This is a genomic window from Methylobacterium sp. CB376 (assembly GCF_029714205.1).
GTDB lineage: Bacteria > Pseudomonadota > Alphaproteobacteria > Rhizobiales > Beijerinckiaceae > Methylobacterium.
In genome coordinates this window covers 2,211,828-2,226,311 of the sequence record NZ_CP121648.1, presented here as the reverse complement: position 1 = coordinate 2,226,311, position 14,484 = coordinate 2,211,828, and the positions used below count along the sequence as shown (strand labels likewise).

Sequence of the window (14,484 nt, the reverse complement as noted above, 5' to 3'; positions counted from 1 at the left end):
CCTTCCCCTATTCGTGGCGGAGGCGGAGAGTCTGCGCATTGAAGCGTGGCTCCGTGGCCCCGCGATCACGCCGGTCATCTCGGACCTCGTCGTCCTCGAATTCTCGGCGACGATGTCCAGGCTCGTTCGGGAGAGGCGTGCGTCGGCGGACGAGGCACGGACGGACGTGGAGCTGTTCGGTCGCTGGCGCAAGGCCCGGGGCCGCCCCCTCGTCGTCACGCGCCGGGCCTTCACGGTCGCCCGCGGCTTCGTCGAGCAGGCCTCCCTCGGCCTGCGCGGGCCCGACGCGCTCCACCTCGCCCTCGTCGAGGCGACCGGCCTGCCCCTCGCCACCTTCGACGTCCGGATGCGCGCGGCCGCCCTCGCCCTCGGCCTCGCGGTGACCGAGCCCCCTCCCCTCTGAGCCCCGAGCCATGGCGTCGCCCCCGCACTCTCCCCTCATCCTGGCCATCGACCAGGGCACCACCTCGACGCGGGCCCTGCTCTTCCGCGCCGACACGTCGGTGGCGGCCCTCGCCCAGGCCGAGTTCCCGCAGCACTTCCCGGCCTCGGGCTGGGTCGAGCACGAGCCGGACGACCTCTGGCGCACCACCCTCGCCACCTGCCGGGCCGCCCTGGAGAGGGCGGGGGCGCGGGCGGGCGACGTCGCGGCGATCGGCATCACCAACCAGCGCGAGACGACCCTGGTCTGGGACCGCCGCACCGGCGAGGCGGTGCACCGGGCGATCGTCTGGCAGGACCGGCGCACCGCCGGGCTCTGCGCCCGCCTCAGGGCGCAGGGCCACGAGCCCCTGGTCGCCGCGCGGACCGGCCTCATCCTCGATCCCTACTTCTCGGGCACCAAGATCGCCTGGATCCTCGACAACGTGCCGGGCGCGCGGGCCCGCGCGGAAGCGGGCGACCTCGCCTTCGGCACGGTCGACAGCTACCTGCTGTGGCGGCTCACCGGCGGGCGGCTCCACGTCACGGACGCCACCAACGCGGCGCGCACGCTCCTCTTCGACATCCACCGCGGCACCTGGGACGACGACCTCCTCGGCCTCCTCGGCATCCCCCGCGCCATGCTGCCGGAGGTGCGCGATTCCTCGGGCGATTTCGGCGCCACGGACCCGGACCTGTTCGGCGCCGCGATCCCGATCCGCGGCGTCGCCGGCGACCAGCAGGCCGCGACCGTGGGCCAGGCCTGCTTCCGGCCCGGCATGGTGAAATCGACCTACGGCACCGGCTGCTTCGCGCTCCTCAACACCGGCGCGCAGCCGGTCGCGTCGGGCAACAAGCTCCTCACCACCATCGCCTACCAGCTCGACGGCCGGCGCACCTACGCCCTCGAAGGCTCGATCTTCGTGGCCGGGGCGGCGGTGCAGTGGCTGCGCGACGGGCTCAAGGTCGTGGGCTCGGCGGCGGAGACCGGGGACCTCGCCGAGCGGGCCGATCCGGCCCAGGACGTGTACCTCGTGCCGGCCTTCGTGGGGCTCGGCGCGCCCTACTGGGAGCCGGACGTGCGCGGCGCCCTCTACGGCCTCACCCGCAACACCGGCCCGGCGGAACTCGCCCGCGCCGCCCTGGAGAGCGTCTGCTACCAGACCGCGGACCTGCTCGCGGCGATGCGGGCGGATTGGCCGGACGGGGACGGGCGCGCCACCGTGCTGCGGGTCGACGGCGGCATGGTCGCCTCGGACTGGACCATGCAGCGCCTCGCCGATCTCCTCGCCGCCCCGGTCGACCGGCCGGAGGTGAAGGAGACGACGGCGCTCGGCGCCGCCTACCTCGCCGGCCTCGCCTGCGGGCTCTACCCGGACCCGGAGCATTTCGCCGACCATTGGCGCCTGGAGCGCCGCTTCGCGCCGGCCATGGACGCGCCCGTGCGCGCGCGCAAGCTCGCCGGCTGGCGCAAGGCGGTGGGCTGCCTGCTCGGGCGGACCGAGCCGGTGCCGTGACGGCCCTGGAGGCGCGCCTCCAGGGCGCCGGGGCGCGCCTTCAGGGCGCGCGGGGCGCCTCGGGCAGGGAGATGAACTCGGTCTCGCCCGGCACGCTGTCGAAGCGGGCGGCGCGCCAATCGGCCTTGGCCTGCTCGATCCGCTCGGGCCGCGAGGAGACGAAGTTCCACCAGATGTGGCGCGGGCCGTCCATCGGCTCGCCGCCGAGCAGCATGAGGCGCGCGGCGGTGCTCGCCCGCACGGTGATGCGGTCCCCCGGCCGGAAGACCAGGAGCTGGCCCGGCCCGAACCCGTCGCCCGCGACCTCGATCGACCCGGACACCGTGTAGATCGCCCGCTCCTCGAAGGTCGGGTCGAGGGGCAGGCTCGCGCCGGGCTCCAGCTGCACGTCCGCGTAGACGAGGGGACTCGACGTGCGCACGGGCGAGCGGGCGCCGAGCGCCTCGCCGGCGATCACCCGCACGGTCTTGCCCTCGCCGGTGAGCACCGGCAGGTCGGCCGCGTCGTAATGCTCGAAGGCGGGGGCCGCCTCCTCGTCCCGGGCGGAGAGCGCCACCCAGCTCTGGATGCCGAAGAGCCGCGAGCCGGCGGCGCGCAGGTCCGGCGCCGTGCGCTCCGAGTGGGTGATGCCGCGCCCCGCCGTCATCCAGTTGAGCTCGCCCGGCCGGATCGGCAGGGCGGTGCCGAGGGAGTCGCGGTGCATGATCTCGCCGTCGAACAGGTAGGTGACGGTGGACAGGCCGATATGCGGGTGGGGCCGCACGTCCATGCCGGCGCCGAGCAGGAACTCGGCCGGGCCCATCTGGTCGAAGAAGATGAAGGGGCCGACCATCTGGCGCCGGGCCGAGGGCAGCGCCCGGCGCACCTCGAAGGAGCCGATGTCGCGGGCGCGCGGCACGATCAGGGTCTCGATCGCGTCGCAGGAGAAGCGGTCGCCCGGGACCGGATCCTCGGCGGAATGGAAGCTCATCGGCGCTCTCCTCGCTCGTGTCGTTGCCTCTGTGCGGGATCGGCGTCCCGCGTTGCAAGCGCCGCGGGCCGCGCCGCGGCCCGCGCTCCCCGGAGGCGCGGGTCGACCGGACGGCCTCGGGGGTCGCGCCGCCCGCGGAGACGGGGCGCGCGCGTCGGCGTCGAAGCGGCATCGCGACGGCAAGGGCGCACCCGACGAACATCCCGGCGGAGGCCGGCACGTCGCGGCAGAGCGAGCCGATGGTCCTGCTCCGCCGCCTGGTCGGGACCCGAGTCCCGCCGGCGTCAGGCCGGCAGGGCCGCCTGGCGCAGGCGGAAGCCCGTGATCGTCACCCGCTCCCAGATCCCCGCCTCCCTGAACGGGTCGGCGGCGTGGAAGGCCTCCACGGCGGCGCGGTCGGGCGCCTCGACCACGAACAGGCTGCCGATCATCGTCTCGCCGTCCTCCGCCAGGAGGGGTCCGGACACCACGATGCGCACCGGCAGCGTCCCGCCGAGATAGGTCTTGTGGGCCTCGTAATGGGCGAGGCGCCGCTCCAGGGCGCCCGCGTGGTCGAGGGCGTGGATCGCGTAGTGGGGCATGGTCGTCTCCCGGAGGGTCATACGATATCCGGCGGATTGCGTCGCCATGCGGATGTCGGCATCTCACGCGCCGCGCGGGCTTCTCATCCGCGGTCCGGACGTGATCGTCCGGACCGCGGATCAGTCGGGCTCGCCGAGGCCGGCGCCGCGCTCGGCGGCGAGCAGGGCGGCGAAGAAGTCGAGGTCCCGCAGGTCGGTCCCGGCCTGGGCCGCGTAGAGGTCGCGCACCAGGGCCGCCACCGGCATGGCGACGCCCACCGCTTCCCCGGCCGCCACGCCGAGGCTCATGTCCTTGAGCATCTGGGCGATCGAGAAGGCGGGCGAGAAGTCGCGCCGCCGCAGCGGGTCGAGCTTGTAGGCGACGAGCGGCGAGGCCGCGACCGAGCTGCCGAGCACCGCCAGGACCGTGTCCCAGGCGACCCCGCCCCGGCGCGCGAGCGTCAGCGCCTCGGCGGCGACCTGCGCGGTCGAGCCGACGAAGTGGTTGATGGCGAGCTTGAGGAAGCGCGCCTCCTCGCCGGGACCGACCGCGTGGATGGTCCGGGCGAATGTCGCGAGGAGGGGCCGGGCCCGCTCCAGGGCGGTCTCCGGCCCGGAGCAGAACAGGGTGAGGGTGGCGGCCTCGGCCGTCGCGGTCGAGCCCGAGACCGGCGCGGCGAGGTAGAGGATCCCTCCCGCCTCGGCGGCCTCGCGCAATGCCGCGCTCGTCTCCGGGGAGACGGTGCTGGTCTCGACCAGGACCCCGTCCGGGGCCATCCGGGCGAGGAGCCCCTCGGGCCCGAGGGCGACGGCCGCGAGGGCCGCGTCGTCGGGCAGGCTCGTGACCACGACGCCGCAGGCGGCGACGCCGGGCAGGTCCGCGGCCTCGGCGCCCGGGACCGCGGCGAGCCGGCCGGGATCCCGGTCGAAAGCCAGGACGGCGTGTCCCGCCGCCACGAGGTGGCGCGCCATGGGCGCGCCGAGTTTGCCGAGGCCGATCCAGCCGATCCGCATGGGTGAGCCTCCGATCAGGCGGTGAGGGCCTTGCCCTTGGTCTCGGGCAGGAGGAAGGCCGCGACCGCCATGGTGGCGTAGGCGGCGGCCGCGAACAGGCCGATCGCCTGCCCGAGCGGCATCGAGGCCGAGAGCAGCCCGACCAGGGTCGGGAAGATCGCCCCGATCGCCCGGCCGAAATTGTAGGCGAAGCCCTGGCCGACACCGCGCACCCGCGTCGGGAACTGCTCGGTGAAGAAGGCGCCCATGGCGCTGAACACGCCCGAGGCGAAGAAGCCGAGGGGGAAGCCCAGCACCAGCATGGCGGCATTGCCGAAGGGCACCATCGTGTAGGTCGTCACGATGACCCCCGCCCCGATGGCGAAGACCAGGAAGGTGGCGCGCCGGCCGATCCGGTCGGCGAGGTAGGCCCCCGACAGGTAGCCGCAGAAGGAGCCGACGATCAGCACCGCGAGGTAGCCGCCGGAATTCAGCACCGACAGGCCCCGCTCGGTGCGCAGGAAGGTCGGCAGCCAGGTCGTGACCGCGAAGTAGCCGCCCTGGGCCCCGGTGCCCATCAGGGCGCCCAGGACCGTGATGCGCAGGAGCGGCGGCCGGAAGATCTCGAAGAAGGACGGCTTGTCGCCGGTCTCGGCGATCTTCGCCTGCGATTCCCGGTAGACGTCCGGCTCCTCGACGTAGCGGCGCAGCACGAAGACGAGGAGCGCCGGGGCGATGCCGACGAAGAACAGGGCGCGCCACGCCGTCTCGGGCGGCATCAGCGAGAAGAACAGGGTGTAGAGCAGCGCAGCCGCGCCCCAGCCGAGCGCCCAGCCCGACTGCATGGTGCCCAGCGCCTTGCCGCGATGCTCGGGCCGGATCGTCTCGCCGAGCAGCACCGCGCCCGCCGCCCACTCGCCGCCGAAGCCGAGGCCCATCAGCGCGCGGGCCGCGAAGAGCTGCTCGAAGCTCTGCGCGAGGCCCGACAGGAAGGTGAAGCCGGCGAACCACAGGATGGCGATCTGCAGGGTGTGCACCCGCCCCCAGCGATCCGCCAGGAAGCCCGCGAGCCAGCCGCCGATGGCGGAGGTCAGCAGGGCGGCGGTGCCGAGCGCCCCGGCCTCGGCCCGGGTCACGCCCCAGGTGGCGATCAGCGTCGGGATGACGAAGCTGTAGAGCTGGACGTCCATGGCGTCGAGCGCCCAGCCGCCCACGCAGGCGCCGAGCGCCCGCTTCTCCTTGGTCCCGAGTTCGGAGATCCAGGTGCCCCGGCCCGCGGCCGGGACGGCGCCGACGGCGCCGGTCGTTGCCTCGCTCATGGTGGTGACCTCCCGTGGTGCTTGCCGTGATGCTTGCCGTGATGCTTGCCGTGATGCTTGCGTGGTGCGGGTGCCCCGTGGACCGGGGTCTCAGTCCCGCGTGCGGACCGGTTTGAGCCCGAAATCGTAGGCGAGGTGCCGGAACGGCCGCTCCATGCGCCGCCCGTCCGGGGCGGGGCCGGCCGGGTGCGCGGCGAATTCGGCGATCAGGGAATTCTTGACCCCGAAGACGGCGTCGGAGTCGAGCCAGGGGCTGTCGGCCGCGAAGACGTGGGTGATCAGCGTCTCGTGGCCCTCGGCCGCGATCATGAAGTGGACGTGGGCCGGCCGGTTCGGGTGACGGGCCGCGGCCTTCAGCATGTCGCCGACCGGCCCGTCATCCGGGATCGGGTACCAGGCCGGCATGATGGTCCAGAAGTGGAACCGCCCCTCCGCGTCGGTGCGGAAGCGGGCGCGGCCGGCGAGCCCGCCGAGCGCGTCGAGCTGCTGCACGTCGTAGGCGCCGTCCTCGTCCGCGTGCCAGACATCGACCGTGGCCCCGGCGAGCATGCCTCCGCCCGCCGAGGCGACCGAGCCGGTGACGAGGAGGGGCGTGCCCTCGAGCAGCCCGGCGATGTCGGCGCCGTTGGGGAGTTCGGGGGCCTCCTTCACGTAGAAGGGGCCGAGCACCGTCGTCTCGGTGGCGCCCTCCGGCATCCGGTGGTTGATCGCGTCCACCAGCATCGAGACGCCGAGCGTGTCGGACAGCAGGATGAATTCCTGCCGGTGCGCGTCGCACATCTGGCCGGTGCGGGTCAGGAAGGCGATCGCCTGCTGCCACTCCGCGAAGCTGAGGTCGACGTCGCGCACGAAGTCGTGCAGGTGCCGCACGAGGCTGGTCATCACCTGCCTCAGGCGCGGATCGGGCGTGTCGGCGAAGCGGTCGATCACCGCCCGGGTGATGGTGAACTCGTCGAAGTCGCGCATCGGCCTGTCCCTCGTCTCGGTTCCTCCGGCGGCGCCGCGCCTGACCGGCCCCCGCGGCGCCTCGCCATCGCGGGGCCGCGCCCGCGCCGCGTCCGGTCCGCGATGCCAAGCGGAACGGCGCGGGGCAATTTTGCCTGGACGCCTCGTTCTCGCATCATGTTCGCCGCCGGACCGGTGACCCCTTCGGCAAAGGATGCTCAGGCGGCGCCCGCGGGCCTGCGACCGTGATAGGCGTCCTCGAGGAGGCGCCGGATCGGGGCGCGCTCCACCGGCCGCGGATTCCAGGAGGAGCCCGCCGCCGCGAGATCGGCGGCGCGGTCGAGTCCCTCCGCCGGCATGCCGAGAGCCGCGAGCCCGGTCGGCGCCCCGAGCGAGGCCGCGAGGTCGAACAGGCCCCGCGCCGCCTCCGGCGCATCGAGGGCCCGGGCGACCCGCGCCATCGCGTCGGGCGCCGCCGCCGCGTTGTAGGCGACGGCGTGGGGCAGCACGACCGTGTGGGTCTCGGCATGGGGCAGGTCGAAGGAGCCGCCGAGCACGTGGCAGAGCTTGTGGTGCAGCGCCATGCCGACCGCGCCGAGGCAGGTGCCGGCGAGCCACGCCCCGTAGAGCGCGTCCGCGCGGGCGGCGCGGTCCCCCGGATCGCGCAGGATCGCCGGCAGGGCCCCGGCGAGCGCCCGGATCGCCTCCTCGGCCATGAGCGAGACGATCGGGTTGCGGTCCCGCGCGTAGAGCGCCTCGACGGCGTGGGCGATCGCGTTCATGCCCGAGGTCGCGCTGAGCCCGACCGGAAGCCCGAGGGTGAGATCGACGTCGTAGATCACGGTCTCGGGCAGGATCCGGTCCGAGCGCTGCGTCGTCTTCACGCCGTCGCGGGTCTCGCCGAGGATCGGCGTCATCTCGGAGCCCGCGTAGGTCGTCGGCACGATGATCTGGTCGAGGTCGGTGCGCAGCGCGATCGCCTTGGCGAGGCCGGTCGTCGAGCCGCCGCCGAGCGCCACCACGCAATCCGCGTCGAGCCTCCGCAGCTCGGCCAGCGCCGCCTCGGTCACGGCGACCGGCGTGTGCATCGCGGCCGCGGCGATCACGCCCGCGGCCCGGGCCCCGAGCCGGGCGGCGAGCGCCTCGGCCCGGGCGCGCTGGCGGGGAGTCGCGACCACCACCGCCCGGGAGCGGCCGAGCCGCTCGATCTCCCCCGGCAGCTCCGCCAGGGTCCCGTGGCCGAAGACCACGCGGGTCGGGATGCCGCCGAACCGGAACGGGTCCATGGGCTCACCCTCCCACCGCGTAGTCGACTTGGTGGCGGCTGATCCGCAGGCCCTGCAGCTCGGCCCGCACCCGGCCGTGCTCGGGATGGTCGCGGTAGAGGTCGAGGGCCGCCTGCGTGTCGAACTCGCTGTAGAGGACGACGTCGCAGGCTTCCGCGACGCGGCTCCGATCGACCCCGACCTCCAGGTGCCGGAGGCCGGGGATGCGGCCCCGCAGCCCCTCGAAGGCCGCGCGGATCCGCTGGGCATTGCCGGCCTGCTCGGCCGCGGAGGTCCCGGCAACCCGCCACATGACGATGTGCTTGATCATCGCGCTCCTCCCCGAGCCGGCGGTTCCGGCACGCCTTCCTTCGCGAGCCGGTGGTCCCGGCACGCCTTGCCGGCATGTTTAAGTTTTTCGGAAACGCGCGATAAGATGGGCCGAACGTGAATCAGTTTTGCGGCAGGCGAGAAACGTGGACCGGCTCGGCCAGCTCGAACTCCTCGTGGCGATCGCCGAAGCCGGGACGATCAGCGGCGCCGCGCAGGCGCGCGGCCTCTCGGTCGCGGCGGCGAGCCGGACGCTCGCGGCGCTGGAGGAGCGGCTCGGCGTGCTGCTGGTGCGGCGCAACACCCGCACCCTCTCGCTCACCGACGAGGGCGGGAAGTTCCTGGCCCGCGCCCGCGGCATCCTCGCGGACGTCGCCGACAGCGAGGCCGAGGTCACCGGGGCGGCGCTCGATCCGAGCGGGCTCCTGCGGGTCAGCGCCTCGCTCTCCTTCGGGCTGCTGCACATCGCGCCGCTCCTGCCCGCCTACCACGCCCGCTATCCGAACGTGCGCGTGCACGTCGAAATCTCCAACCGCTACGTGGACCTGATCGATGCCGGGATCGACGTCGCCATCCGCACCCGCGAGTTCGAGCCGGACCGGGCCATCACGATCCGCCGCCTCGCCGAGACCCGCCGCATCCTGACGGGGGCGCCGTCCTACCTCGCCCGGGCGGGCTGTCCGGCCCACCCGCGCGACCTCGCGCGCCACGCCCTGCTGATCTACGTCTACGCCAACAATCCGAACGAGCTGACCTTCACCCGCGGCGAGGAGACCGTGCGGGTGCCGGCCCACGGCCTGCTCGAATCGAACGACGGCCAGATCCTGCGCGCCGCCGCCCTCAACGGGCTCGGCCTCCTGGTCCAGCCCACCTACATCGTGCACGACGACGTCGCGGCGGGACGCCTCGTGCCCGTGCTCGATGCCTGGGACCTGCCGCGCCTGCGGATCAACTTCGCCTATCCGACGCGCAAGCACCTCTCGGCCAAGGTGCGCTCCTTCATCGCGTTCATGACCGCGCATTTCGAGGCGCACGACTTCTCCCGCAAGTGGACCGGCCGGGCGGGATAGAGCCTTGTCCGACGACGGGGATGCCGGTTCGTCGAAGACAATTCGGACGCTGCTGTCGACCGGCGGGCCCCGGCCGCCTGCCCTTCACCGCCCCGCGAAATGCCGTACAAGCCCCTCCTCGCGGGAGGAGCGCCCTGCCGCTGTAACGAGTATTTTCTCATCTGGAGGGCCGCATGGACGAGCAGGATCTCCGCGCCTGGATGCACCGGGCCGCGGATTGGTCGGCGGCGTATCTGGCGGGCGTGGGCGAGCGTCCGGTGCGCGCCCAGGTCGCGCCGGGCGAGGTCTTCCGGCAGATCCCGGCCGCGCCGCCCGAGGCGGGCGAGCCGATGGAGGCGATCTTCGCCGATCTCGACCGCGTCATCCTGCCGGGCATGACGCATTGGCAGCACCCGCGCTTCTTCGCCTATTTCCCGGCCAATGCCAGCCCGCCCTCGCTGGTGGCGGAGGTCGTCACCGCCGCGATGGCGGCGCAGTGCATGCTCTGGCAAACCTCGCCGGCCGCCACCGAGCTGGAGAGCCGCGTCACCGACTGGCTGCGGGACATGATCGGCCTGCCCGGCGAGTTCTCCGGGGTGATCCAGGATTCCGCCTCGGGCGCGACGCTCGCGGCCCTGCTCACCGCCCGCGAGCGGGCGCTCGGCTTCGCGGGCAACCGGGAGGGCCTGAGCGGCCAGCGCGCGGTGCGGGTCTACGCCTCGGCGCAGGTGCATTCCTCCGTCGACAAGGCGGTGCGGATCGCCGGGATCGGCGACGGCAACCTCGTGCGCATCCCGGTGCGCGGCCCGCTCCACGGCATGGACCCGGCGGCGCTCGAGGCGGCGGTCGCAGCGGACCGGGAGGAGGGCCATCTCCCGGCCGCCGTGGTGGCCTGCCTCGGCGGGACCAGCATCGGGGCTTGCGACCCGATCGACGCCGTGGCGGAGGTGGCGCGGCGCCACGGCCTGTTCCTGCACGTCGACGCCGCCTGGGCCGGCAGCGCGATGATCTGCCCCGAATTCCGCGACCTGATGCGGGGCGCCGCGCTGGCCGACAGCCTCGTCTTCAACCCGCACAAGTGGCTGTTCACGCATTTCGACTGTTCGGCGCATTTCGTGAAGGACCCGCGGATGCTCACCGACACGCTCGGCCTGCGCCCACCCTTCCTGCGCACCCTCGAGCGCGAGGGCGTGGTCGATTACAGCGAGTGGTCGGTCCCGCTCGGTCGGCGCTTCCGCGCCCTGAAGCTGTGGTTCGTGATCCGCTCCTACGGGGTGGAGGCCCTGCGGGAGATGATCCGCCGCCACGTCGCCTTCGCGCGGGACCTCGCGGCGCGCATCGCGGCGCATCCGGATTTCGAACTCGTGACCGGGCCGATCCTGTCGCTCCTCACCTTCCGGTACGCGCCCGCGGGGGCGCAGGACCTCGACGCGCTGAACGAGCGGCTGGTGGCGCGCATCAACGACGACGGGCGCACCTACCTGACCCAGACCCGGCACGACGGGCACTTCGTGATCCGCTTCCAGATCGGTCAGACCACGACCACGTGGCGGGACGTCGAGATCGCCTGGGAGGCGGTGCAGGAGATCGCCGCGACGCTGCGGAGCGGGGCGGGCGCCGGCTAGGCAATCCCATGATCCCCGCCGGGACCAGGGCGGCGATGCGCCCCTCCCCGACCGCGAGGTCGAGGCGCGCGCTGCCGTCCGGGTCGCGCGCGGCCCCCGCGGGAACGCCGTCCGTCAGGAAGGCGGCCGGGATGCGGGCATCGCCGAGGCGGTACGCCCGGGCCTCGGGCAGGGCGGGCGTCATTGGGGGAATTCTCGAGGGGAATTCTCGAGGGAATTCTCGGGCTGCGAACGCTCGGCCGGGGAACGCTCGGGCGGCGCCCTCGCGGACGATGAGCGCCGATCCGGCCCGCCGCGAGACGGCCGGCCCGCCGGGCCGGCCTCATCCGCCCGAAGGCGGCGGCCGGGGCGTCGCCGGAGCGGGCCCCCGGCGGCCGAGGATGCGCCCGCCGGCCCGAGGGCCCGGATCCGGACCGGACGCCGTCGCGTCGCGAACGCCTCGCGACCGTCAGTAGGGCTTCGGCTTGGCGACGCCGAGCGCGCTCAGCACGGCCAGGGCCAGCCAGGGCCCGATGAAGACGAGGAAGAACACCAAACCCATGACGCACCTCCCTTGGTCCGGAGCAGACCAGTGGAGTCAATCGCGCCGGTCCGGCTTTGGTTGCACGAGGCCGGTCGTGGTCCGCGCGGCGCCGGGGCGCGACCCGCCCCGATCAGGGCCTTCCCGCGTCAGCAGCCCTCGTCGCTGCCCCCGCCCGCTTGGCCGGCTTGACCGGCCGGCAATTCGTTGGCTCCCACGTTGTTCATGGCGCCGACCGTCTTCGGCGAACTCGGCTGCTGGCCGCCCGCGGTGTTGCGCGTCGAGCGGTCGGCATCCGAACTCCGGTCGTTCGCGGCCGTCTCGCCCCGGCCCTGCTGCGCCATCGTGGGCTTGCCCTGGGCCTGGAGCGTGACGTCGGCCGGGGAAGTCGCCCGGTCGCTCGCCACGTTGTTCATCGCCCCCACGGTCTTGGCCGAGCTGGGCTGCTGGCCGTCCGCGAGGTTCTTGGTGGAATGATCCGCGCTCGAACTCGCCGGATTGCCCGCCTGCTGCCCGCTGCGCCCGGTCGTACCCGTCGTGCACGGTCCGGCCAGCGCGGCGGCCGCCGAGAGGGTTAGGATGGCAACAGTGCTCACCAGCGTTGAAGCCGCTCGCATGGGCTCCTCCTCATTCTGGGTCGGTGCGAACACCAAACATGAAAAACATCTCCCAGAACTGGGTATGGTTCCCGTGCTGGAAAGGCAGGAGATACACGGAGAATGAAGGAATAGACGGCAATTGTTCTGAGCGCGATCGATCGAATGCGAGCCGCATCGGCGACATCACCGCCTCACATCATGTAACGCCGGGCCGCGCGAGGTGCCGTGAACCGTTCGGGCGGGCGCACGTTGGCCCGGGCCCCGCGGCAGGGCGCGGTGGGGCAGGGCGCGGTGGCGCCGGCGCGGGACCGGCGAGCCGCGCGGCCGGCTTCTCCCTCTTCCACGCCCTCGACGCCTGACGGGCGGGCCGAGGCGCCCTCGGCCGCCCGCCGCCCCGGCGCTCAGGTCTGCAGCACGTAGGTGCCCGGTGCGTCGTGCAGGGGTGGGTTCTGCGCGCTCCCGAGCTGCGGGGGCGCCGCCAGGGCGCCGGAGCGCTCCGCCAGCCACGCCGACCAGTCCGGCCACCAGCTCCCGGCATGCGCCTCGGCCGCCTTCAGCCACGCCTCCGGGGAGGCGGCGGGCTGCCCTGCCGGCCCCGTCCGGTACTGGCCCTTGCCGCCCGGCGGGTTGATGATGCCGGCCACGTGGCCGCTCGACGCCAGAACGTAGCGCACGGCCCCGCCGAACAGCTGGGTGATGCGCCAGGCCGAGTCCCAGGGCACGATGTGGTCGCGCTCGCAGCCCACCGCGTAGGTGTCCTGCCGGATCCGCCCGAGGTCGACGGCCTCGCCCTTGAGCTGGATCTTGCCCGGCACGATCAGGTTGTTCTCGACGTAGGTGTTGCGCAGGTACCAGCTGTGCGCCGCACGCGTCATCCGAGTGCTGTCGCTGTTCCAGTAGAGCAGGTCGAAAGCCGGCGGCCTGTTACCGAGAAGATAGTTGTTGACGACGTTCGACCAGATCAGATCGTTCGAGCGCAGCAGGTTGAACATGTTGCTCATGGCGCGGCTGTCGAGGTAGCCGCGCTCCATCATCTGCTGCTCGACGAGGTCGATGGTCGGCTCGTCCATGAAGACCGCGGTGTCGCCGATCCGCGAGAAATCCTGGGGCGAGACCATGAAGCTCGCCGAGGCGAAGCGCTGATCGCCCTTGGCGGCGAGGATTGCCAGGGTGAGCGTGAGCAGCACCCCGCCGATGCAGTAGCCCATCGCGTTCACGCGCTCGCTGCCGGTGATCTCGCGGATCACCTCGCTCGCCGCCATCGGCCCCAGATCGATGTAGTCCTCGATCCCGATCGCATCCATCGACGCGTCGGGGTTGCGCCAGGAGATCAGGAACACCGTGAAGCCCTGGGACACCAGGTACCGCACCATGCTGTTCTTCGGCTGCATGTCGAGGATGTAGTATTTGTTGATCCAGGGCGGCACGATGAGGAGCGGGATCTCGCGGACCTGCTCGGTGGCCGGCGCGTACTGGATCAGTTCCATGAGCGCGTTGCGGTGGACGACCTTGCCGGGCGTGAGGGCGAGGTTGCGGCCCGGGGCGAAGGCGTCGGCGTCGACCATGCTGAGGCGCCCGGCCGCGATGTCCTCCGCGAGGTGGCGGGCCCCGTCGACGAGGCTCGCGCCTCCGGTTTCCAGGGCCTTGCGCAGGGCGACGGGGTTCGACATCAGCACCAGCGCCGGGCTCATCGCGTCGACGAACTGGCGCAGGTGGAAGGTCAGGCGGTGCCGCTCGGCCGGATCGAGGTCGTCGATGTCGCCCCGCTCCAGGAGCCAGTCGGAGGCGAGGAGGTAGAGTTCCTTGAGCGCGAGGTAGGCCGGGTTCATCCGCCATTCCGGGGCGGAGAACCGTTTGTCGGTCCGCCCGCCCGGCCGGCTCTGCTCCGGAGCGAGGCCGAACAGGCCGAGCCAGGTCCGCCCGGCCTCTTCCCAGCTGGTCAGGAGCGACTGCCACACGCCCTGGCCGAGATCCATCAGCGACGCGGCGGCCTCGGGCTTGTTCATGGCGCGCAGCCAGACCGTGCGCAGGGCCCAGGCGATGCCGCCCCAGTCGATCGGCACCACGTCGCGCAGCGGGTTGGCGTTCCAGATCTGATCGATCGAGCGCAGCAGCGGGTCCTGGGCGAGGCGCTGGGCGAGTTCGCCCTCCGACAGGAGGACGGACGGGAACGGCGCCGCCCAGGCCTGCGCCTGGACCGCCTGCGGCGCCGCCGAGACCTGCTCCATCCATCCCGCCCACAGGCCGAGCATTTGGTCGGGGCTGTGCAGGGGCGAGGTGCTGCGCGCGTGATCGGGGGCCGGCGGCGCCCCCGTGCCGGTGACTCGGTCGACCATGGCGTATCCTCCGATGTCGTGTTGCTTCATTGTAGG

At 73.0% G+C, this 14,484-nt stretch carries 13 protein-coding genes; 4 read left to right on the top strand and 9 right to left on the bottom strand.

Features of this window, described 5'->3' with window-relative positions; genetic code table 11:
- The first annotated feature begins 13 nt into the window (after nucleotides 1-13).
- Together QA634_RS09975 and glpK are read left to right on the top strand one after the other, a co-directional pair.
- The gene (locus QA634_RS09975; RefSeq protein ID WP_012331841.1) at nucleotides 14-403 is read left to right on the top strand and encodes a type II toxin-antitoxin system VapC family toxin; all 390 of its coding nucleotides are present in this window, start codon (nucleotides 14-16) and stop codon (nucleotides 401-403) included.
- A gap of 10 nt (nucleotides 404-413) precedes the next feature.
- Nucleotides 414-1,937, top strand: a complete 1,524-nt coding sequence (gene glpK, locus QA634_RS09970; protein WP_012331840.1) for a glycerol kinase GlpK — start codon at nucleotides 414-416, stop codon at nucleotides 1,935-1,937.
- Nucleotides 1,938-1,977: 40 nt separating this feature from the next.
- On the opposite strand, the gene QA634_RS09965 is transcribed toward glpK, so the two are convergent.
- From QA634_RS09965 to QA634_RS09935, 7 genes are all read right to left on the bottom strand, one after another.
- Nucleotides 1,978-2,907, bottom strand: a complete 930-nt coding sequence (locus QA634_RS09965; protein ID WP_012331839.1) for a pirin family protein — start codon at nucleotides 2,905-2,907, stop codon at nucleotides 1,978-1,980.
- Between the two features lie 284 nt (nucleotides 2,908-3,191).
- A complete protein-coding gene (locus QA634_RS09960; protein WP_018261773.1) occupies nucleotides 3,192-3,509 on the bottom strand; it encodes a YciI family protein in 318 nt (105 codons plus the stop codon).
- A 99-nt stretch (nucleotides 3,510-3,608) separates the two neighbouring features.
- Nucleotides 3,609-4,481, bottom strand: a complete 873-nt coding sequence (locus QA634_RS09955; RefSeq protein WP_012331837.1) for an NAD(P)-dependent oxidoreductase — start codon at nucleotides 4,479-4,481, stop codon at nucleotides 3,609-3,611.
- A gap of 14 nt (nucleotides 4,482-4,495) precedes the next feature.
- Nucleotides 4,496-5,779 (bottom strand): MFS transporter, encoded by a 1,284-nt coding sequence (locus tag QA634_RS09950; RefSeq protein WP_012331836.1) that lies wholly within the window; start codon nucleotides 5,777-5,779, stop codon nucleotides 4,496-4,498.
- Nucleotides 5,780-5,869: 90 nt separating this feature from the next.
- The gene (locus QA634_RS09945; RefSeq protein ID WP_283027468.1) at nucleotides 5,870-6,745 is read right to left on the bottom strand and encodes an intradiol ring-cleavage dioxygenase; all 876 of its coding nucleotides are present in this window, start codon (nucleotides 6,743-6,745) and stop codon (nucleotides 5,870-5,872) included.
- A 197-nt stretch (nucleotides 6,746-6,942) separates the two neighbouring features.
- On the bottom strand, nucleotides 6,943-8,010 hold the full coding sequence (locus QA634_RS09940; protein WP_012331835.1) for a maleylacetate reductase: 1,068 nt from the start codon (nucleotides 8,008-8,010) through the stop codon (nucleotides 6,943-6,945).
- A 4-nt stretch (nucleotides 8,011-8,014) separates the two neighbouring features.
- Complete coding sequence (locus QA634_RS09935; RefSeq protein ID WP_012331834.1) at nucleotides 8,015-8,320, bottom strand: Dabb family protein; 306 nt, start codon at nucleotides 8,318-8,320, stop codon at nucleotides 8,015-8,017.
- A 145-nt stretch (nucleotides 8,321-8,465) separates the two neighbouring features.
- On the opposite strand from QA634_RS09935, the gene QA634_RS09930 reads away from it, so the two are divergent.
- Nucleotides 8,466-9,389, top strand: a complete 924-nt coding sequence (locus QA634_RS09930) for a LysR family transcriptional regulator (RefSeq protein ID WP_012331833.1) — start codon at nucleotides 8,466-8,468, stop codon at nucleotides 9,387-9,389.
- A 173-nt stretch (nucleotides 9,390-9,562) separates the two neighbouring features.
- Nucleotides 9,563-10,993, top strand: coding sequence for a pyridoxal phosphate-dependent decarboxylase family protein (locus QA634_RS09925; RefSeq protein ID WP_012331832.1), 1,431 nt, complete (start codon nucleotides 9,563-9,565; stop codon nucleotides 10,991-10,993).
- Between the two features lie 669 nt (nucleotides 10,994-11,662).
- On the opposite strand, the gene QA634_RS09920 is transcribed toward QA634_RS09925, so the two are convergent.
- On the bottom strand, nucleotides 11,663-12,130 hold the full coding sequence (locus QA634_RS09920) for a hypothetical protein (RefSeq protein ID WP_036270424.1): 468 nt from the start codon (nucleotides 12,128-12,130) through the stop codon (nucleotides 11,663-11,665).
- Nucleotides 12,131-12,513: 383 nt separating this feature from the next.
- Complete coding sequence (locus QA634_RS09915; protein ID WP_012331829.1) at nucleotides 12,514-14,448, bottom strand: PHA/PHB synthase family protein; 1,935 nt, start codon at nucleotides 14,446-14,448, stop codon at nucleotides 12,514-12,516.
- Nucleotides 14,449-14,484: the final 36 nt, after the last annotated feature.

Coding starts and splice junctions, on each gene's coding strand:
- glpK (WP_012331840.1), top strand. CDS start 414: ATGGCGTCGCCCCCGCACTCTCCCCTCATCCTGGCCATCGACCAGGGC.
- QA634_RS09965 (WP_012331839.1), bottom strand. CDS start 2,907: ATGAGCTTCCATTCCGCCGAGGATCCGGTCCCGGGCGACCGCTTCTCC.
- QA634_RS09960 (WP_018261773.1), bottom strand. CDS start 3,509: ATGACCCTCCGGGAGACGACCATGCCCCACTACGCGATCCACGCCCTC.
- QA634_RS09955 (WP_012331837.1), bottom strand. CDS start 4,481: ATGCGGATCGGCTGGATCGGCCTCGGCAAACTCGGCGCGCCCATGGCG.
- QA634_RS09950 (WP_012331836.1), bottom strand. CDS start 5,779: ATGAGCGAGGCAACGACCGGCGCCGTCGGCGCCGTCCCGGCCGCGGGC.
- QA634_RS09945 (WP_283027468.1), bottom strand. CDS start 6,745: ATGCGCGACTTCGACGAGTTCACCATCACCCGGGCGGTGATCGACCGC.
- QA634_RS09940 (WP_012331835.1), bottom strand. CDS start 8,010: ATGGACCCGTTCCGGTTCGGCGGCATCCCGACCCGCGTGGTCTTCGGC.
- QA634_RS09935 (WP_012331834.1), bottom strand. CDS start 8,320: ATGATCAAGCACATCGTCATGTGGCGGGTTGCCGGGACCTCCGCGGCC.
- QA634_RS09925 (WP_012331832.1), top strand. CDS start 9,563: ATGGACGAGCAGGATCTCCGCGCCTGGATGCACCGGGCCGCGGATTGG.
- QA634_RS09920 (WP_036270424.1), bottom strand. CDS start 12,130: ATGCGAGCGGCTTCAACGCTGGTGAGCACTGTTGCCATCCTAACCCTC.
- QA634_RS09915 (WP_012331829.1), bottom strand. CDS start 14,448: ATGGTCGACCGAGTCACCGGCACGGGGGCGCCGCCGGCCCCCGATCAC.